The 20958-nt window shown below is 35.1% G+C and carries 17 protein-coding genes; 6 read left to right on the forward strand and 11 right to left on the reverse strand.

Going from position 1 to position 20958, the window contains the following annotated elements; translation table 11 throughout:
* Nucleotides 1-24: 24 nt before the first annotated feature.
* Nucleotides 25-945 (reverse strand): NAD-dependent epimerase/dehydratase family protein, encoded by a 921-nt coding sequence (locus DM397_RS02040; RefSeq protein ID WP_111375961.1) that lies wholly within the window; start codon nt 943-945, stop codon nt 25-27.
* 178 nt (nt 946-1123) lie between these two features.
* On the opposite strand from DM397_RS02040, the gene DM397_RS02045 reads away from it, so the two are divergent.
* The gene (locus DM397_RS02045) at nt 1124-1942 is read left to right on the forward strand and encodes a helix-turn-helix transcriptional regulator (protein WP_111375962.1); all 819 of its coding nucleotides are present in this window, start codon (nt 1124-1126) and stop codon (nt 1940-1942) included.
* Here DM397_RS02045 and DM397_RS02050 read toward each other — a convergent pair.
* Nucleotides 1939-2391 (reverse strand): YybH family protein, encoded by a 453-nt coding sequence (locus DM397_RS02050; RefSeq protein WP_239457772.1) that lies wholly within the window; start codon nt 2389-2391, stop codon nt 1939-1941. The two genes, DM397_RS02045 and DM397_RS02050, sit on opposite strands and share 4 nt — an antisense overlap.
* A gap of 110 nt (nt 2392-2501) precedes the next feature.
* Between DM397_RS02050 and DM397_RS02055 the strand changes: the two genes are divergently transcribed.
* The 3 genes from DM397_RS02055 to DM397_RS02065 are packed head-to-tail and all read left to right on the forward strand — an operon-like array spanning nt 2502 to nt 5456.
* Nucleotides 2502-3371, forward strand: coding sequence for a helix-turn-helix domain-containing protein (locus tag DM397_RS02055; RefSeq protein WP_111375963.1), 870 nt, complete (start codon nt 2502-2504; stop codon nt 3369-3371).
* A gap of 57 nt (nt 3372-3428) precedes the next feature.
* On the forward strand, nt 3429-4640 hold the full coding sequence (locus tag DM397_RS02060; RefSeq protein ID WP_111375964.1) for an MFS transporter: 1212 nt from the start codon (nt 3429-3431) through the stop codon (nt 4638-4640).
* Nucleotides 4641-4655: 15 nt separating this feature from the next.
* Complete coding sequence (locus DM397_RS02065) at nt 4656-5456, forward strand: siderophore-interacting protein (protein ID WP_111375965.1); 801 nt, start codon at nt 4656-4658, stop codon at nt 5454-5456.
* A gap of 734 nt (nt 5457-6190) precedes the next feature.
* Here the strand turns inward: DM397_RS02065 and DM397_RS02070 are convergent.
* The 4 genes from DM397_RS02070 to DM397_RS02085 all read right to left on the reverse strand — a co-directional run bounded on the left by DM397_RS02070 (nt 6191) and on the right by DM397_RS02085 (nt 12936).
* Entirely contained in the window at nt 6191-7615 is a 1425-nt protein-coding gene (locus tag DM397_RS02070) for a SusD/RagB family nutrient-binding outer membrane lipoprotein (RefSeq protein WP_111375966.1), read from the reverse strand.
* A gap of 12 nt (nt 7616-7627) precedes the next feature.
* Nucleotides 7628-10819, reverse strand: coding sequence for a SusC/RagA family TonB-linked outer membrane protein (locus DM397_RS02075; protein ID WP_111375967.1), 3192 nt, complete (start codon nt 10817-10819; stop codon nt 7628-7630).
* Nucleotides 10820-11673: 854 nt separating this feature from the next.
* Entirely contained in the window at nt 11674-12117 is a 444-nt protein-coding gene (locus DM397_RS02080) for a hypothetical protein (RefSeq protein ID WP_111375968.1), read from the reverse strand.
* Nucleotides 12118-12300: 183 nt separating this feature from the next.
* A complete protein-coding gene (locus tag DM397_RS02085) occupies nt 12301-12936 on the reverse strand; it encodes a hypothetical protein (protein ID WP_111375969.1) in 636 nt (211 codons plus the stop codon).
* A 399-nt stretch (nt 12937-13335) separates the two neighbouring features.
* Here DM397_RS02085 and DM397_RS02090 point away from each other — a divergent pair, with 399 nt between their 5' ends.
* Together DM397_RS02090 and DM397_RS02095 are read left to right on the forward strand one after the other, a co-directional pair.
* Complete coding sequence (locus tag DM397_RS02090; RefSeq protein ID WP_111375970.1) at nt 13336-14760, forward strand: FAD-dependent oxidoreductase; 1425 nt, start codon at nt 13336-13338, stop codon at nt 14758-14760.
* 227 nt (nt 14761-14987) lie between these two features.
* Nucleotides 14988-15191, forward strand: coding sequence for a hypothetical protein (locus DM397_RS02095; RefSeq protein WP_111375971.1), 204 nt, complete (start codon nt 14988-14990; stop codon nt 15189-15191).
* Nucleotides 15192-15232: 41 nt separating this feature from the next.
* On the opposite strand, the gene DM397_RS02100 is transcribed toward DM397_RS02095, so the two are convergent.
* The 5 genes from DM397_RS02100 to DM397_RS02120 form a co-directional block, all read right to left on the reverse strand.
* Nucleotides 15233-15481 carry a hypothetical protein gene (locus DM397_RS02100; protein ID WP_111369468.1) on the reverse strand — a complete coding sequence of 83 codons (249 nt, stop codon included), beginning with the start codon at nt 15479-15481 and terminating at the stop codon, nt 15233-15235.
* A gap of 174 nt (nt 15482-15655) precedes the next feature.
* Nucleotides 15656-16675 (reverse strand): cytochrome-c peroxidase, encoded by a 1020-nt coding sequence (locus DM397_RS02105; protein ID WP_111375985.1) that lies wholly within the window; start codon nt 16673-16675, stop codon nt 15656-15658.
* Nucleotides 16676-16908: 233 nt separating this feature from the next.
* Nucleotides 16909-17775: an MbnP family protein gene (locus DM397_RS02110; protein ID WP_111375972.1), complete on the reverse strand. Its 867-nt coding sequence runs from the start codon at nt 17773-17775 to the stop codon at nt 16909-16911.
* 213 nt (nt 17776-17988) lie between these two features.
* Nucleotides 17989-19968, reverse strand: a complete 1980-nt coding sequence (locus tag DM397_RS02115; RefSeq protein ID WP_111375973.1) for a TonB-dependent receptor plug domain-containing protein — start codon at nt 19966-19968, stop codon at nt 17989-17991.
* Nucleotides 19969-19972: 4 nt separating this feature from the next.
* Nucleotides 19973-20896, reverse strand: a complete 924-nt coding sequence (locus DM397_RS02120; protein WP_111375986.1) for a hypothetical protein — start codon at nt 20894-20896, stop codon at nt 19973-19975.
* Between the last annotated feature and the right edge of the window lie 62 nt (nt 20897-20958).

The following is a 20958-nucleotide window of genomic DNA, read 5'->3' on the forward strand; positions in this document are numbered from 1 at the left end:
GAATAATATCAATTTTCATTGATATTATTCATTTTTAATCTGTTCAATTCCATTTTTATAATTTGTCACCGCAAAATCTGGAAAACGCTTTCTAAATTTTGAGTCATCAAAAATATTATCATGCTCATATCTTGGAAGCAGTTCTTGTAATTCTTTTGCTTGTTTATTGAAAAATGCTCCTATTGTAAAAACAAATTTTGGGATAACCTTATATTTCAATTCTTTCCCATATATTTCAGAAGCCAGAGCAACAAACTCTTTATAATTAATATGGCTTTCATCAACAGGCAAATGCCAAGTTTGTCCAAAAACATCTGGTGTATTGCCTATTAACGCTGTAGCACGACTTGCATCAGGCGTCCAAATTAGGCTTCGTTTTTTAGTGTCGCTCAAAGGCACTTTGAGTTTTTTGTTTTCTTTAATAGCATTGAATAGTAAAGTATTGGTAATACTCTGCGTTTTGGCTGGACCGTAAAATTCTGGTGCTCGGCAAATAACTGCTTCCAACTTACCTGATTTTATTTCGTTTAAAACCATCTCAGCCATTTCTTTTCTGACTTTTCCTTTTCTGCCAACGGGCTCAAAAGCGGTTTCTTCAGTAAGAACTCTGCCGTCTTGTGGATACATATACGTATTGTCAAAAAACACCAATTTTGTTTTGTTGATTTTACAGGCTTCGATAACATTACTTAAAATGAGCAGAAATTGCTTTTCCCATAAATCAGAATCCATCGGAAGTCCTAAGGTAAAATATGCGATTTCAGAGCCTTTAACAGCTTCTATTGCTTTTTCTTTAATAGCTAAATCTGCTGAAAAAACAGTATCTGTATCATTTATTTTTTGTGCTTTGCGACTTACAATTCGAATATCTGAAGTATAATTTCTTTTTAGTTCTCTCGCCAGTTCTTCGCCAATCTGCCCGTTTGCTCCTAATATTGTCTGCATATTATTTCGCTTATTTCTATTAATCAGTTATTCGTTTTGTGATTTCTTGTAAGCTTCTAAATTATGGAAAATTGTAACAATATCTCCAAAACTTTACTTCGTTTATATTGTAATTATTGCTAATTTAGAACTTGCTATAAATCAGTTAATTTACTTCTAAATTACAACAAAAAACGATATGCAGATTTTGCCATCCGCCAGTTTAGCGCCTTTTATCAAGAATTACACTGTTGTGACAATTGAAAAAGATCTCAACAATGAAGTATTTTATCCTAGCGGATATGTCGATTTGATTGTAAATATTTCTGGAGGATTTGCTGCTACTATTATCAACGGCAAACAAAAAGATACTCCTGCAATAGAATTACTAGGACATCTCACGCTTCCAACACGTCTTTCTGTAGCAAAAGGAACATCTGTACTTATAGCAAGGATTTATCCGCATGCCAGCGCATTGTTTTTTTCAGATCCTTTATCAGAATTTACCAATTATGCTACCGATATGTATGATGTAGCTTTAGGAGAGAATAGAGATTTGTACGATCAGATTATGGAAAAGGACGATTTATTGTCTAAAATCAGTGTTTTAGAAACGTATTTTCTTCAAAAATTAAAGAAGAATGAAACTCGTCTAAAGAAAGTTTCAATAGTGCAGCATCTAAGTCAGGAACTTTTTCGCAATCATCAGCAATTGGATTTACCTTTCCTTGCCCGCAATTCAGGTTTATCAGAAAGGTATATCCAAAAACTTTATCTGTCTAATATTGGCATCAGTCCTGCTGCTTTTACTTCTGTAATCCGATTTAATAAAAGTCTGGATTTAGTGCTCAATACGACAGAATCATTGACTACTATAGCTTACGACAATGGCTATTATGACCAGGCTCATTTTATAAAAGAGTTTAAGAAGTTTACGGGCATCACGCCATCGGCATCCAGAAATTCGATGCTAAAAAACGATACCGATTTACAGCAGGCTGTCAACATTGGTTTTTAGCCTTGTTTTGCAGGATGATTGCTGCTAAACATATCGCGATGCATTTTCCAGCCGTCTTTGGTTTTCTTCCAGATTACAATTACTTTTCCGTCATCTAGTTTTTTGCCATTCATATCAGTCATTTCATAAAAACTTTCTTCTGTAACAGCTGTTTTTGCGTCTCCGTAAAGATGTTGGATTGTGAATACAACATGCACTTGAGGTCCGCCTCTAAAAAAGGAATCAATTTGTTTTGCTCCGCATTTTGGTTCTCCATTTGGCGGAAATAGACAAGCATCATCCGTATATCTTGCCACAATAGAACCGTCGTTCTTGTTAGTAAAATCGGAGAACGTTTTGTTGCTGGCTTCAATAACTTTTTTTACCTCTTTTAAAGCAGGATCTGTCGTTTGGGCATTACACCAAAAAGTAAGCATCATGAATGTGCTTAAAATGATTTTTGTTTTCATGGTTTATATATTTTTTTACAAAGGAAATTATTCAGATAAGGCAAAAATTGTAAAATAACGAACAACTTTTTCTAATTCCTTTTACCTTTGAATACAATTCAGTCTAAAAAATGAGCCTAAATCACATTGAAATACATCGGGATGAAATGAAAACCATTGGGATAGATATTATTCCGATTGGAGCATTTTCAGAGAAAGCGCAGGCGCCTCATCGTGATGACCATTATATGTTTATTGTGCTGACTCAGGGTATTTTTGAATTGGAACTTGATTTTAAACACATTACAATGTCCAATCATTGCGCTTATTATGTTGCGCCTGGACAAGTGCATTCTTACCTCAATCAAAACAATTGCAAAGGATGGTATGTTTTTATGGATTCGCTTTTGATTTCTGACAAATACACTCAAATCTTAAATACGCATTTAAACAGCAGACAGGGAGTACAGCTGACGTCTGATAATTTGATTTTTTCTGTTATTCCGATACTTGAAAATCTGCTAAAACAAAAAAGCGAATTCTTTCAAGATCAAATCGAATATTCGCTGGCTGATGCTTTTTTGGGATTTTTTATCGGAGCACTTATACAAGAAGATTCCGCTAAAGAACTTATTGGCGGACAAAAGTATCAGACCGTAAATGCATTTAAACAACTTGTGCAATCAAAATTTAGAGAATGCAAACAGGTTAAAGATTATGCAAGTCTGTTAAACATTACGCCTTTATATTTAAATGAAATCGTAAAACAAGTTACCGGTTTCACCGTAAGTTATTGGATACAGCAGACCATCGCATTGGAAGCCAAACGTTTATTGTATTACACAGAACTAGATATTAAACAAATCGCTTTTGAATTGGGTTATGAAGATCATGCTTATTTTTCACGTTTTATGAAAAAGAACATCGGTATGACTGCCTCTGAATTCAGATTAAAAAACCATGATTTGTCCAACAATACCCCTACTATAGACAACCATTAAAACGTAGCGCAGGCATAATTTTGCCTTTGTAAAATTATTAATATACAAAGTAAAATTATGACAGAAAGTACCACTACAAACAGTACTCCAAAATTAAACTCTGAATCGAATACCAAACTTTTAATTCCTATTGTGATAACGGTTTTGGCAGTTTATACCACAATCGGTATTTCTCTAGGCATACTGCCAAAATTTATAAAACATGAATTAGGATTTGGCAATCTTGCCGTTGGTTTAGTTATTGGTCTGCAAGCACTGGCAACACTGCTCACCCGCGCTTATGCAGGAAAGACAACTGATGTTTTGGGTTCAAAAATCAGTACAACACGAGGCATTTTGCTGGTTCTATTAGCAGGTGTTTTATATATGTGCGCTTGTTCTGCAATTTCAATTCCTTTATTATCGCTTTCATTATTGCTATTGTCCAGAATCGTTCACGGAATAGCTGAAAGTTTTCTGGTAACAGGAATACTTACTTGGGGAATTGGACTTTTAGGACAGCAGAATTCGGGTAAAGTAATGACTTGGAACGGAATCGCCATGTATGCCGGAATCGCAATTGGTGCCCCTTTCAGCCTGTGGATTGTCCAATTTGGAAGTACTCTAGCTTTTTCTTCAATTATCATTCTGGCATTTATAAGCTGGACAGCTTCCAAAAGATTGCCAATAGTTGCTGTGCACAAAGGACATTTAAGAACTCCTTTTTATAAAGTAATCGGAAAAGTGTTCCCACAAGGAATTGCACTTGCCTTCTCTTCTATTGCTTTTGCCTGCATTGCATCATTTATCGCTTTATTGTTCTGTCAGAAAAATTGGGATGGAGCTTCTCTTGGATTTCTTTTCTTTGGGGGTTCTTATATTTTGACCCGCGTGTTTTTCTCTTCTTATCCAGATCGTTTTGGCGGATTCAAAGTTGCTATGATTTCCTTTTTGATTGAAATAGCTGGTCAGTTATGCATAGGTTTATCCACTAATGGCTGGATAGCTATTTTAGGATGCGCTCTTACCGGAATTGGGTTTTCGCTTGTTTTTCCATCTTTAGGCGTATTGGCTATCCAGAAAATAACACCGCAAATGAGAGGAACAGCTTTAGGCGCTTATGCGGCATTTTTTGATCTTTCGTTAGGAATTGCGGGGCCAACGGCAGGTCTAATTGCAGGATGGTTCAGTTACCAGTCCATCTACTTTTTCGGGGCATTCAGCTGTGTTATTGCCATTGCAAGCCTTCTTCAATCAGAAAGAAAAGAAATTCAGGCAATTGTAAACTAAAATATTAAAGTAATTATGGATAAACTAATACGAAATACAGCACGTTCTCTTTTTGTCGTAAAAGAAAAAACATTTCTTACTCCACATTACATCAGAATAACTTTTAAAATGTCTGATAAACAAGTAAATCTTTTTCAGAATATGCGTTCTGGAAGCAATAATAAAATTTATATTCCTTCTGAAACCGCCATGTATTGCAACGATTATGAAGAATCCATCTGGGACTCTGGCTTTTTTATGGCAATGCGAACGTATACCACACGAAATATTGATTTAATTAATAAAACTCTCCAAATAGATTTTGTCGCGCATGGCGATAACGGACCTGCCTCTAAATGGGCAGAAAATGCTAAATCGGGAGATTTTCTTGGAATTGCAATGAAAGAAAGTCAAAAACCGCTTGTCCCCGCTTATGAAAACTATTTTATCGTTGGAGACAGTACAGCGATTCCGGTTATTTCAGCTATTTTAGAAACTTTGCCTTCGAATGTAAATGTTATGCTTTTACTCGAAGTGAATTCTTATAGAGATGTATTGATTCTAAATACCAAAGCCCATCTCAATGTAAAATGGATTTATAATCCTTCACCATTTGACGGTAGTAAACTAGCTGAAGAATGTATCGATTTATTAGCTAAAGAAAACCAGCAATATGTATTTGCCGCAGCAGAATTTGAGACAATCAGGAAAATAAGAAAATATTTGAAAGAAGAGCTTCAATTGGAACGTGACTGTTTTCATGCTGTTTCATACTGGAAACGCGAAAGTTCTGAAGAAGAATCAAATCAGGAAAGACGGAAAGAACGAATGGAATAATGCAAAAAGCCCTGTATCAAATTTTGATACAGGGCCTATTTCATTCCGTAGAAATGTTTGGTCGCTAGAATTTTTCATTCCATAGGAATGTTTCATTGGTAGAAATTAAATTCGGATTATCAATTTACGTTCCGTAGGAACGTTTGATTAAACGTTAAATATATTGTTTCCGCAAAAACAGGTGTCCCTACAGGACACTATGCATAACGTTCCATTTTTTTTCTACCAATCAGATATTCCTACGGAATATTAAAATATCAAAAAAATAATGCAACTCATTCCGTAAGAATGTTTGATCGGTAGAATTTTTAATTCCGTAGGAATGTTTCATTGGTAGAAATTAAATTCGGATCATGAATTTACGTTCCGTAGGAACGTTTGATTAAACGTTAAATATATTGTTTCCGCAAAAACAGGTGTCCCTACAGGACACTATGCATAACGTTCCATTTTTTTTTTACCAACCAGATATTCCTACGGAATATTAAAATATCAAAAAAATAATGCACCTCATTCCGTAGGAATGTTTGGTCAGTAGAATTTTTCATTCCGTAGGAATGTTTCATTGGTAGAAATTAAATTAGGATCATGAATTTACGTTCCGTAGGAACGTTTGATTAGACGTTATAGATATTGTTTCCGCAAAAACAGGTGTCACTACAGGACACTATGCACAACGTTCCATTTTTTTCTACCAACCAGATATTCCTACGGAATATTATTTGCAAGCAAATTTATTTCACATCAAACCATAATTTGGTTGTCAATACATCTTTTCCTTGTTCAGCTACAGCTGCCTTATAACTAGCACCGTTTAATGACTGCTCTGTTCCAGGATAGAAAAGACGCGAAGGAATTTTTCCGTCCAAAACAGTTGCTGGACCAGCTGTTAACACTGGATAATCCAATCTTCTCCATTCTGTAAAAGCATCAAGACCTTGTCCGAAAAATGCAATCCATTTTTGTGTACCGATTGATTTAGCATAGTTTGAAGCATCGTATTTTACACTTGCCTGATTCAGATACGTTGAAATCGTTGTTGGGTTTGTAACTCCAAATTGAATGAACGATGCCGTAATAGCATTTTTATAATACTGCTCTGCATCTCCAGAAATATAACCTCTTGCTGCAGCTTCTGCCAAATTAAATAAGGTTTCTGAATAAGAAGCAATTACCGCAGGTGAAGCCGATGTAAGGAAATAAGTTCCCGGTTTTGATGTTTTAGCAAAACCTTGGCTATTAGCATCACTATTTGATAATCCGTTTGCACCTCCAACATACTTACCTACACTTGCGTCTGATGGCAATTGTGCAAATACTGGCAAACGCGGATCTGATAATGCGTCTAATTGATCCACCATAGTTTTTGAAATACGGAAATCATCACGAGTTTCAAACCAAGCCGAAGCTGGATTTTGCTGTGGCGAACTTGTATAAGTGAACTTAAATGTTTCGCTTTCGCTGCTGATTACTCCTGCCGCATCACTTGTTGCCTCAATCGCAGCTTGTTTAGCCAAAGCAGGTTCTCTGTCTGAAATTCTTAATGCAATACGTAAACGAAGCGAATTCACAAATTTTTTCCATTTTACTATATCACCTTTATAAACTAAATCTCCAGTAATAGAACCATTTGCAGCATTCAATAAAGATTGCGCTTGTTTCAAATCTTCAAGCAAACCTGTGTACACTTCTTTTTGAGTGTTGTACGCCGGAGTAACATTTTGCCCCGCTTCTTTATACGGAATGCTTCCGTAAGCATCTGTCAGCAATAAAAATGTCCATGAACGTAGCGATAAGGCAATTCCTTTATAATTAGAGTTAGCCTGTGCATCTGGAAATTTTATAATAGTATTCAAATCTGTAATCAGAGTCGCATATCCCTTATCCCACAATGAAGTGAAAGAAGCATTTGAAACATCGTATCGATCTGGTTCTGTATATTGAATTTTAGCCCAATGCTGTACAAAAAGCAACGTTGAGTTAAAGTTGTTCGCATCTCCCCAATACAAATCTGCTCCTTGTTTTAAAGTTCCCGTCAGCAAATATGGTGCTAGTGGAGTTTCAGTTGCATTTGGGTTTTTATTTATATCGTCTAAAGTATCACTGCAAGAGCTCAGTGCCAATGCAAACAGTATTGTATATGATAGTTTTTTTAGCATGATTCCGAGTTTTTAAAATTTAACATTAAGGTTAAGGCTGTAGTTTCTGGTTGTTGGCAACGCTAAACTTTCTAATCCTTGTGCATTTCCTGTATTGAAAGCCGTTTCAGGGTCAATATTTGGTGCATCTTTGTAGATAAAGAATAAGTTACGGCCAGCAGCAGTAACGCTTGCTCCTTCTAATCCTAGTTTTTTAACCAGCTTTTTATTAAAATTATAAGTAAGCTTGATTTCTCTCATTTTTACAAAAGTTGAGCTATAGATATACGCTTCGCTAATGTTGTATGATGCTTTATAATATTCCTGTGCACTAATCACTTTATTATTAGGCGTTCCGTCTGCAAATACACCTCCGAAAATCATTCCGTCATCATAAACTGTCACACCGCTTGGAGCAGCTCCGCCAGCGACCAGAGTTTTTGGGTTGGCTGTATTGTTTCCTGGGTAATAGTAGCTTAATCCGCCGTTTTCAGCACCACGTCCCGGAAGAGTCTGCGCTAAAACTCCTGTGTAATTTCCTGTTCTGTTAGTTCCAGAGAAAAGTTCGCCACCAACGCTAGCATCAACAAGGAATGAAAGTTCAAGATTTTTATAAGTCAAAGTATTTGTAAGACCTGCTAAATAATCTGGCGTATAGTGTCCTAAAACTCTCTTTGTAGGGTCTGCTTTCGGAAGACCGTTTGCTCCTACCACAATATTACCGCTAGCATCGCGCTCATATGCAGTTCCATAAAGTGCTCCATAAGCTTGTCCAACAGATGCCAATACATCTACACCTCCAGAAGAACCAATTGTATAGTTTTTAATATCTCCAGCATAATCAAGAATTTCTACTTTACTCTTATTTTTTGAATAATTTAAAGCCACATTCCATTTGAAATTTTCAGTTTGAACCGGATTTCCGTCCAATTGTACCTCAATACCTTGGTTGTTAATTTTACCCGCATTGATTAACTGCGAAGTATAACCGCTTGATGCTGTAGTTTTAATTTCTAAAATTTGGTCGAAACTATTTGTATTGTAATACGCTACATCAAAATGAAGTCTGTTTTTCCAGAAAGAAGCTTCAAGACCTACCTCTGTAGAACGAGTTGTTTCTGGTTTTAAGTTTTCATTTAATTTCTTTTGAGAAGAAGTCTGGATCGGATTTCCGTCAAAAGCAGTTTGGAAATTGTAAACCGTAGCCAATTGGTACGGATCGGCATCATTACCTACTTCAGACCATCCACCTCGAACTTTTAAGAAATCAAGTGTACTGCTCTTGATATTCAATGCATCTGTTAAGATTACACTTCCGTTAAAAGACGGATAGAAATAAGAACGGTTGCTGCTTGGCAATGTCGAAGACCAGTCATTACGCGCCGTAACGTTTAAGAAGGCATAATTTCTAAATCCTACCTGTGCAGAAGCATAAGCACTGTAAACTCTCAATCTCGATAATGAATTTGATGATGTCAACGGATCTCTAGAGTTTGTCAATGTGTACAAATCTGGAACCGCTAAACGTGGCGCTTTCTGATAGTTGTTGGCATCGCTATGGTTACGAATATTGAAACCTGCAAGTGCATCTAAACTGAAATCATCATTAAGCTGTTTGGTATATTGAAATATACCCTCAGTATTTTGCTCATTTACAGTGTAAGCATCTTCTGCATACGATCCGAAAGGAGTTCCGTTTGTACCATACTTGATAGTATATTTTCTTCGATCATTATAATAATCAACCCCTGTACGGAATCTGAAGTTCAATCCTTCTGCTAATTTCGCATCTAAGTGAACATCTCCAATGATACGGTTACGTTGTTGGCTTGTTGTATTGTAATACGCATTCCAATACGGGTTGCTGTAGTAACTGTTGTTCCAGTTAGTTGTCCAGTCTTTGTCCAATTGGTCGATATCAACCTGACGACCGAACCAAAGAAACTGGAGCATTACACCCGCCGCACGTCCACCAGATGGACCTCCTGGCAATTGTGGAGCATTTGTTACAATATAATTAGCATTGACCCCAACTTTTACATTTTCAGAAATCTGATAATTGGTATTAACTGTAAAATTTGTTTTGTTTATTTCACTGTTTGGCACCGTTCCAAGCTGTTTTTGATTGTTTACACCTAAACGGAAATCTGATTTTTCGTTAGATTTTGCAATAGAAACACTATTATCGTAAGTAAGTCCCGTGTTAAAGAAATCTTTCACATTATTCGGATGTGCTACAAAAGGCACTGCTTCCCCTTTAGAATAAAATTGCGGAATAAGACGCCCATCCATTCTTGGTCCCCAGCTTTCATCAACTCCATCATTCACTCCTCCTCCTTTTCCGTCTACGTAGCTAAATTTTCCATTAGAACCTTGTCCGAAAGTATTTTGGAAAGAAGGTAAAGTAGCCACTTGAGAAACAGTTATACCCGTATTAAAAGTAACTCCATATCCTGATTTTTGTCCTTTTCCAGATTTTGTAGTAATAAGCACTACACCATGCGCAGCACGTGATCCGTAAAGAGCAGCAGCATTCGGACCTTTTAAAACTGTCAACGTCTCAATATCCTGCGGATTTAAATCGGCAATGGCGTTTCTAAAATCACGTGTAGCTCCACCATAGTTCAATTGTGAGTTATCTACAGGAACTCCATCTACCACAAAAAGCGGCTGATTGTTTCCTGCAATAGAGGTTTCTCCACGAATAATAATACGCGAAGATCCCATATCTCCTTGTGAATTGGTAATACGAACACCTGCCAGTTTACCCGAAAGTCCATTCAAAAAGTTGGTTTCTTTTGTAGTTGCCAATTCTTTTCCTTTTAATGCCTGAGTTGTATATCCGAGAGATTTCTTTTCTTTAGAAATTCCAAGTGCCGTAACCACTACTTCAGATAACGCGTTCTGTTCTTCGGTAAGACTAATAGTTATAGCGTTTTTATTTACTACAACTTCTTCTTTTTTATATCCTAAATAACTAATTAAAAGTGTATAAGGAAATTTTTGTCCTGTTTGGAAGAAGAATTTTCCATCTGTATCTGTGATAACACCGTGTGTAGTTCCTTTAATGGTTACCGAAGCTCCAATAATTGGCTCTTTTGTAATGGCATCGACCACTGTTCCTTCCAGTTTAGACTGAATTAAAGGCTTAGTATCTTGAGCTTTAACCCCTATGGAAATCAACAAAATACATAGCCAAGCATATCTTTTTAATTTTTTTTTCATTACTTTGTTTTAGTTTAATAAATAAGGCGAGCCTAGAACAGTTTTACACAATTCTTACTTTCCTTTTAGAGATGACAATTTCTTTAAACTCCAACCATTTCTGCTGCAACAGAAATGGTTTTTCTTTTTATCTGCAGCACATTCGTTTTTTCATTTTTACTTTTTTTAGATTATTATTTTATTTGGCCTATACAATTTTTATCCTTGTTCAGGATAGTGTTATTAAAAATCTATAATGAATTTAAAAAGAGGAATTTTAACCGTAGTGATGCATAAGTTGCAAATGTCTTATGCTTTTATATTTCAGAAAATGAAATGATAAGGTTTTAATCTCTGTATTTCTAACTAATTTTTAAACTCTACTAATTTGATAGAACAAAAGTATGTTAAAATTTTTAGTTCCCAAATTTTAATTAAACTTTTTGCAAAAAAAATGTTAATCCATTTAAACAGAAAACCTTAAACAATTAAAAATAAAACAGTTAGATAAAATTAGTTTTTTTATCGTTTTATAAGAATTGTACTAAAAGCTGAATATTTTCACTTTGCGAATCCCGATATCTATCGGGATTGTGTCCATTGCTTTATAGCTTTATATTTTTATCGCAAAGTGAGCTAAGATTTTTTAAATACAATCCTAAGCAGAACATAATTTAAGTTCGCAAAGCTTTGTGGACTTCCATTCTTAAATGATTCTTAGAAAAGAAACTTAGCGTGCTTTGCGTTAAATATTACTCGCAAAATGCACTAAGATATTTTTATTGTGAAACTAAAAAAGGATCTAAGTAAACTATAAACAAAAAAAACTCCAAGATCATATGACCTTGGAGCTTCTATATTTAATTATTGAAATATTACAATTCGTTGAACTCGTGTAAAGATTTCAATGTAGTTTCGTAAAATAAGATTGCAGCGATAAGATTTCCTTTATCAGAGTACGGCATCATTTTTCTCTGAAAATCTACTGTAGTATCTAAGAAAACAGTTGTTCCCTCTGCTTGTCCGTCTAAGATTTTTTTATTTTCGCCAGTGTCTGGAATACCTAAATCTGCCATTGTTACACCAGGTTTAGTAACCAAAGCAATATAAGGAAGTGTTTTTACTAGAACTTTAATACGTTCAATGTACAATTCTAAAAGTTCTCCTTTTTGCATACCGCTTAATTCTTTTTGATCATGGTATTTACGAATTAAAGCTGTTGTACTAATGATACTTCTTGGTGCATTTTTTGCCTGTGCAGAAACGGCAGCAGTCGTCAAGAAGAAAAGGACACATAATAAAATAATCTTGCTCTTCATTTTCTTAATAGATTTGGTTCTTGAATAAAAACAAAAATATATAAATTATGTTAAAATGCAACTTTTATAATTTCTTTTTCACAATAAAATTATAATTGTTACGTTGCAGCAAGTAAAAGATTACAGTAAAGGGTAGAAATTAGACTATTTCAGGACATTTTTACAAATGATAATTTTACTGTTTTATGACTTAATTATTCTGAAACGGCTCGGATATTTAATCCACAAACTCTTTTTGTTTCCATAATAGTCCATAAATTCTCCACATACAAAAACGGCATGCACTTTTGACCAAGCCACCACACCGCAATAATCTGTTCCTGATTCTTTTTTAAGCTTTTGAATCTGTTTGCCTAACGCAAATCCGAGGTATTTGTAGATAGTTGGAGTATAAACTGTACCGTCTTCTAAATCTTCCAATGCTTTGTCAAAAGTAGATTCTTTATCGATAATCTGTTTGTATTTTGCCATTACTGCGTAAGTCAGCTCTGCATAATCGGTAATTTTCTCGCTGTCGCAATTGTCTTTAATATAAACAAAACCAGCAGATTCTTTGGCCTTGTGTATTTCGCTGCTGTGGAGATTGAATGTTGCGTTGTTTTTTAGTGTGATTTTATATAAATCATCGTTTAACTTTTCGCTTACAAACAAGTTATCTAAACCATAAATATTTAAAGACGCTTTAATAAAAGCAATAGATGAACAATTGGTGCGTTCTCCCTGCTTAAAACTCTCGAATATTTTATCAGAGCTCAATTGCGAGTAAGAACTTGAACAGACAAACATTAAAAGTAAAAAAACTGAAGTAACCGATTTCATGCCTTGTATTATATATTGTTTCTCAATTACTATTTGAGAGATTATATTAGATTTTTACAAATCTATAAAAATCAAGTCATATTTTTTACTTCTTCACCTTTATCTCTTGAAAAAAGTCATTATAAAAGTATAAAATGAATTTTCAACGAAGAAAGAAACACAAAAAAAACGTCTCAAATAAACATGATGCATTCTCACATTATTTTTTTTCATTATTCAATTTATCATCGAGTTCAGGTTCTTCTCCTTTGAACTTTTTGGCATCAACATCATAATTTTCTTCATTTGTCAAAACTTCATATCCTATAAAACATTGGAAATCACACCTTATAAAGATTAACGATTTATTCTGACATCATTTAGTTATTTTTGCATCTTTAAAACAAGCTACAACAGATTATGTGGACTATATGCCATGAATGCCAAGGACAGGGCAAAATAAATCGCGGACTCAGTAAAAAAGCGCAACGCCTTTATAAAACGGAATTGGCTGCTTACGAGAATAAGCAGAGTAACATTGCTCCGATACGTCCGAAGGCGCATCTGCATTTGTGCACAAATTGTTCAGGATCTGGATTAATGCAATCTGAAAAGTATCTTGAACCTGATCTTACAAAACCGCATGTTGCCATTATTGGTGCAGGTATAGGCGGTGTCGCATTAGCGGTAGCCTGTTTACACCGCGGAATTCCTTTTACAATTTATGAAAGAGACAGCGACTTTGATGCAAGATCTCAAGGCTACGGACTTACTTTACAGCAAGCCAGTAAAGCCATGAAAGGTTTAGGAATTACTTCTTTAGATGGCGTAATTTCGACAAAACATATTGTACACAATACTGAGGGAAAAATATTAGGCGAATGGGGAACGAGAAAATGGTTGGAAACCGCCATTAAATCGCCTACAAAACGCACCAACATACATATCGCAAGACAATTACTTCGATTGGCTCTTTTGGAACAGCTCGAAGGAAACAATGCTGTACAATGGGGACATCAATTAGTAAATCTAAGAGAATCTGAAGACGGTGTAGAACTAGACTTTCAGACAAATGAAAATATAAAAACAGTAAAAGCCGATCTTGTTGTAGGTGCAGATGGCATTCGCAGTGCTGTTAGAAGACTCATAATTGGCGAAGAGACCACACCACTACGTTATTTAGATTGCATTGTAATCTTAGGAATTTGTCCATTAAGTGCTCTAGAAGGGCTTTCTAATGATTTGCTGGATGGTGAAACAATATTTCAGACTGCCAACGGGAATGAACGTATTTATGTAATGCCCTATACAGCAGATTCTGTGATGTGGCAGCTTAGTTTTCCGATGTCTGAAGAAGAAGCCAAAGAATTGAGTTCAAAAGGGCCACAAGCCTTGAAAGAAGAAGCTTGCCGAAGAACGCAATGGCACACTCCTATTCCTCAAATTTTGCAGGCAACACAGGAAAATTTAATTTCTGGATATCCCGTTTACGACCGCGAATTATTAAGTTCAGCACTATTAGAAAAAAATCAAAATATCACTTTAATTGGCGATGCGGCACACCCGATGAGTCCGTTTAAGGGACAAGGCGCCAATCAAGCATTATTAGATGCTTTAAAATTGGCCAGAAAAATTTCGAAAGGCTGTAACGCTAAATCAAAATGGAAAGAAAAAGGATTGAGAGAATCTGTATTAAACGAATTTGAAACTGAAATGCTCGAACGCAGTGCAGCAAAAGTACAAGGTTCTGCAGATGCCGCCCAGTTCTTACATTCTGAAATTATACTTCAAGAAGGCGATGAACCCCGAGGTAGATGCCTTAAGAGAAAGAAAGATGAAAGATGAAAGATGAAAGATGAAAGATGAGAGATGAGAGATGAGAGATGAGAGACTAAAGATTAAATACTATACAAAAAATGCTAAACAATATGTTTAGCATTTTTTGTATAACGTTATTTTCCAATCTAATACATGCAAATTAAACAATAATTTAATATTATTTTATAATTAATTTCCATTGGTTATTTCTACTTTTATAATCTCATATACAAACAATTACAAATAATCACGTCATGAAAAATTTACAAATAAATTTCAGTCCAAACAATGAAACCTGCACTGACCGAACTTTGGTTTGTAATGGTGACAATAACGAATTAATATTCCGTAAAACTTATGTAGGAGATTGGGGAGATTGGGACGAAAAACCAGATGATGTTATAGAAGACAAGCCTCTTTATCTGGATCAAAATACAAGTTTTACAAGTGCAGTTTAAATCTGCGATATTAAACCTTACAATTGTACAGTTCTATCATATTATGCTAGAACACTAATTGTATTGCTTAAATTTTCTTTGTTTATAAAATCTAAAATAAATTCTTTTACTTCATTGCTTGCTTCTGTTTTGGTTGCAAACGAATTAATGTAAAATTCATCGTCCTTATCGCTAATATGGATAATTTCTGTGTAGCCTTTGGTAATTAAACTGCCTTTTAACTTAATTACGTTTACCTGCTGCTTCCCGTCAAGTTCTTTGCGAACCTGTAATTTTATAGCTCTTTCCATATTCAAATACTTTTAAATAATTAACTATCATTCAGTTACTAAATTTAAAACATTTAATCTATCGAAATCAGATTTTAACACAATCAGCAACGTATTATTTATCAACATATTATAAACATTTCTTCTTTTTTATAAAAGAAATCCCAAATGCCAGTAAATTCAAGCGTTTCGAGATTAGTTTCCTGTAAAATCTTTGTCGCTCAGGGTTTTCATAAATGCAAGAAGATTCTCTTTTTCTTGTTCAGTAAGCGGAATTCTATTGCCATTATTCTTAAAAATAGGATCTAGATTCTCTGCTTCCAAAACACCATTATCAAAATAATCCAAAACAGATTTTAAAGTCGGGAACTGACCAAAACTTCCATAAGGCGTTGTATATTCAACGTTACGCAGACTTGGAACCCTAAAACTCATAAAATCAGACGGAATTCCTGTTACTCTTCCTCTTCCCGCCTCGTTAGAATCTGTGTTTAAAGGAAATCCAATATTTCTAAAACTCTGATCAGTAAACAATTCTGTACTATGACAGCTGGCGCATTTCTGCTGAAACGTTGCGTAACCCGCCGCTTCACTTTCTGTAAACGACTGTCCTTCTTTTCGTTTTACTTTATCGTATTTGCTGTTAGCAGAAATTAAAGTATATTCAAACTGAGCAATACTTTTATAAATTCTGTCGGGAGTAATTTCCTGGTCTCCAAAAGCTTTTTTGAATAAGTCTTTATAAGATGCATCGTCTTTAATTTTTCCAATAACATCTAGAATCGAAGAATCCATTTCTTCATGCGTAATAATTGGCACTAAAGGCTGCGTTTCCAACTGAAGTCTGCTTCCATCCCAATTAAAGAACTTTAGAAACATTAAATTCTGAAGCGGTGGCGCATTTCTAAGTCCGACCCTTCCTTCAATTCCAATTGCTCGCGCATTATGATCTGCAAAAGCATTTCCTTGAATATGACAGCTTGAACAAGAAATAGTATTGTCTGCGCTAAATCTTTTGTCAGAGAAAAGTTTTTCTCCCAATTCAGCGCCATATTTTGTGGGCTTGTTCAAACTCACATAACTGTTTACTTCTGGAAAATCAGTCGGAATATGCAATGAAAGCTCAGGATTATCAAAATAAGCTTCATCAGAATCGCTACTGCTGCAAGAAGCGAAAATGATTACAATTATGATAAAGCCAAATATTTTTTTCATTTTAATGAATTTTAAAATAGAGCCGTCTTTTAATTTCAGACGGCTCATATAATTTAAATCAATAGATTAGATTTAGTTTTTCAATAGCCCCTAGTTTTAACTAGGGGATTTTAAAAATGTAAACAAACTAGGCTTTAGCCAAATTAACGCGTTTAGGCTAAAGCCCTAATTTTGCTAAATTTATTCACCTCCATCTAAAGATGGAGGCAATATTTTGTACATCAAAGCTTAGTTTAGTTTTCTACGCTAGTAACAGAAAACATTCCTGAAATATCATTTGTTCCGTTTCCTCCCAGATTATCCACAAATTTTACCATTTGTGCAGCAGTATGCACATTTGGAGTGGCATTATCGCCCATTCCTGTTCCTGTTGATAATGTAATTGTATTTATTTTTCCGCTCAATAATTTATCAAAATCAGCTTTAATTTTGATTTTCGAAGCTTTATTTCCAACTACAGCATTTGTAGTAAGACTTAATGTAACATCTCTATAGGCATTTACACCTTGAGTATAAGCACCTTCTGTTCCAGCAATAGTACTCCCAGTATGAATCGACATTACTTTGCTATCTGCATCATAAAATCCTTCTACTTTTGTAAAACGGTATCCTGTTCCCCACTCCCACATCATCTGTGTGTCATTAGCTCCAGCAGCTGCATAAAATTTTGGAAATCTTGTTTGGTCTAATGTATTTTGTTCTGTTTTGATTCCTAAACCAAATTTAATTTGCTTGTATGTTGCCGATGGCACATTACTCAAAACATAACTTAAAGAAGCTGTTTTTGCCTGATCGATTACTGTCGCACCTTTATCTAAATCATTTACATTGTAAGGTACTTCGCTTCCATCATCTTTTATTAAGCGAATATTGCTGATTACATATTTCACCTCAGAAAAATGATGAATTTGTCCTGCTGCAGAAGTATTTGTAGTTGCAGAAGCTGAAGTCGCATCTCCTAAAACAATTGTTTTGTCTTTGAAGGTATTATTGAATTCCAATGTTAGATTGTTTGCTGCGGGACTATTATCATCACTTGAACATGATGCAAATGTTAGTGCTGCGGCCGATAATAAAAGGTATTTTTTTAAAGTTTCCATATTGTGATTTTAATTTATTGTGTTTTATTTTATTTTAAACTATTGAGTTAATTATTCTAACACATAGAAACATAGTTTGCTTAGCTTTAAAAAAGGCGTTTCCCTAATTTAAATTCACATAGCAAACTATGTGTTAGAAACTAGTTTCTTTCAATTCTCTTTTCAGAAAGAAAAACCTATGTTTCTATGTGTTTAATTTTGATATCTTTCTAATTAGAAATTCAATTTTAAAGACGTGAAAATATTGCGTCCCATTCTTGGGATATTTCCCCAATCGGCATACGTGCTGTAATATTCGTTTAATACATTCTCTGCGCCAATCTGTATCGTGCTTCTTACTTTGTTGATTTTAAAAGAATAATCGGCAGAAATATTCCAAATGGCATAAGCAGCCGTTAAATCTTCACCATATTCTGGACTATAGTTAATCTGTTCAAAATCGCCATTTACAGAAGTCTGAATTCCGAAATTTTTATACATATAATGCAATGAAGTCACATAACTCAACGGACGAATAAAAGGCAGATTTCCTCCTTTATTATCCATTCCGCGGGCATAAGTAAGCGTTCCATTCCAGTGAAGATGCTCCAAAATATCATAACTCACATTCGCCGACATATTCAAAAGTGTTGCATAATCTAGCGAAGTATATCCTTTTACCCCAACCGACTGATAATTCATTGGGCTTCCTAAACTCAAGATTTTACCAATTATATAATTATCAATGTAGAAATAGTTTATTTTTCCTTGAATGCTTAATCTTTCGTTTTTAAAACCTGCGCTTGCATTTCCTTCATACGAAATTTCATTTTTCAGATTCGGATCTCCGATATAATCATAACGGTCAAAACTATTATAAATATAATATCCGTAACCTTCAGAAACAGAAGGCGCACGATGACCGTAGCCTGTTCCTACAGAGAAATTAAACTGGTCAACATTTAACTGGTAACTGGCATTTACACTTGGCAGAAATCTCGTTTTTTCTTGAGGTGCGCCAGGGTGAAAAATCCAGTTGAACTCTATGTATTTAGAATAATTGTAATTCACTCCCAAAGAACCACCTAAATTCACCGTACTTTTTTCTGAAAGTTCCCAAAAATTATTCATAGAAAGCCCCGCAAAACGAGTGGTAACCCAAGGCCAGCTATACGCAAACATTGTTCTTTTACTTCTGTCTTGCGGATACATACGCATTTCTGCAATCGACAAATTATCGTAAGCATTCAACTGAATCTCAGACGAGTAATTATTCCTTTTCAAATTGGCTTTAGAAACCAATCCGTAAGTTGTGCTCCAGCCCGGCATATCCATGTGAACCAAGTTCTCAGGACGTGTAGTATCATCCATATAATGCTCAATAGCATTAAAATATACTTTTGTATCTACTACTCTTACCAAACCTTCTTCAAACAATTGCTTATAGGAAGCCGAAGTAATCAGTGCGCGCGAAAGCCATAAATCCATTGGCAAAGCAGGATAACCTACATCTTTTGCCACATCAAAAATCGCGTCTAATCGTAACGAAGATAAATCGCTAGTTTTATAAGCTAATCCCAATGAAGTGTTGAATTTATTGTATTGCGAATGCTTCACTTCATTGTTATTTCCGTCATAGTAATTATCGGCAGTTCGGTACGAAATGCTTCCGTCTGCCACAAACTTAGTTCCCGAATAAGAGATATTTCCTAAATTGAAAAACTGCTTATTATTAAACTCAAATCCTGTCTGATATGCTCCATTCCATTTCTTTTGAAGACCAAACGGCGTGCTTTTTCTTTTTAAATCAATGCTTCCCGCAATGGTTGATCCGTGAAGGCTTCCCTCCTGTCCCGATTTAATATCAATTGCCGCAAGATTATTGCTTTCTACATAAGACGTAATCGGATCCATTTTATCGGTACAAGCGCCAAAAACATGCATTCCGTCAATAGTAACCGTAGAACGTTCCGTGCTCATATTGTTCAATAATGGTTCCCACGCATAAGCTCCACGCTTTATAAAACTTATATTCTCCGATGATGACAAAAATTCATCAACAGAAACGGCCATTTTCATTTCTGTCTCAATTTTCTTTTTCGTCCTATTTTTTACTGTTACTTCTTCTAAGTTTTTGATGCTGTCGTGATGTGCATGCTGATTTTGAGCTGCTACTGACATTCCCAAAAAAAGCAGCATTATAATATATTTCATGTTATTAGAATAAAGTATCAATATATAGTTCGCTTTTTACGCCTTCTACTCCAGGCGTATGATCAGTTGGAACTACAGTTCCTTTTACGATTAATCCGTTCTGATTCATCATAATTAAATTCAATGTCCAATTTCCAGTCATCGTATAATTAACCACACCATGATACAACCCGTCGTTTTCCTGAACCAAATCCTTATTATTTGGCGAAGAATGATTTCCCATAGAAGGTTCTGGCATTCTAGGATCTAACTTAAAAGTATAACCCACTACTTTTGAATACGAAAATTGAGTTGGATCTGGAAAAGTTCCAGCAGGCGTTGTTGGTTTATTGTATTTGTAAACTCCAGCCACAAGCGGATTTTCTGAAACTGTCGGTTTTTGAGGTGAAACGAGCGCGATTACATATTGCTCTCCGTCACTTCCTGCAAAAGCCGTCATATTAAGGTTCTTATTGGTTTGTTGCGCTACAGAAACATCTTTGTTAATCTCAAACTTCTGATTATCAGCCGTAAAACTGATGTACAGTTTCCAGCTTGCCGTAGTAGAGTTTTCACCAGTAAAAACAGAATACCCGCTGTAATATTTATTTGCAGAATCGTATGCCACATTATATTCATGTGGGCATGAGCTTTTGCTTCCGTCAGCGTTGCTCAGAATAGGCAGAAAAGTTACAGCAGAAGAAGTCAACTCCTGATTGTTTTGCGTATTGACAATTTTTAAGTGAAGCTCATTATACCCTTTATAAAATGTTCCGTTTAAAGCTTCTATACTAATCTTATAGACGCCACTACTAAACGAAGTTGCTTCTTTAAAAACATAATTTTCAGGAACTTCAGAACCAGTTTCTGCTTCGTAATCTGTTTTATCAATTGTACAGGAACTAACCGCAAACAATATTGCGACTATCCAAAAATTAAAAGATTTCATTTGATGATGTGATAAAAAAAATTTAAACTGTAGCATTTTGATATAATTTTTCGAATACCAGA

It is taken from the genome of Flavobacterium nitrogenifigens, assembly GCF_003254565.1.
In the GTDB taxonomy this organism is placed as follows: domain Bacteria; phylum Bacteroidota; class Bacteroidia; order Flavobacteriales; family Flavobacteriaceae; genus Flavobacterium; species Flavobacterium nitrogenifigens.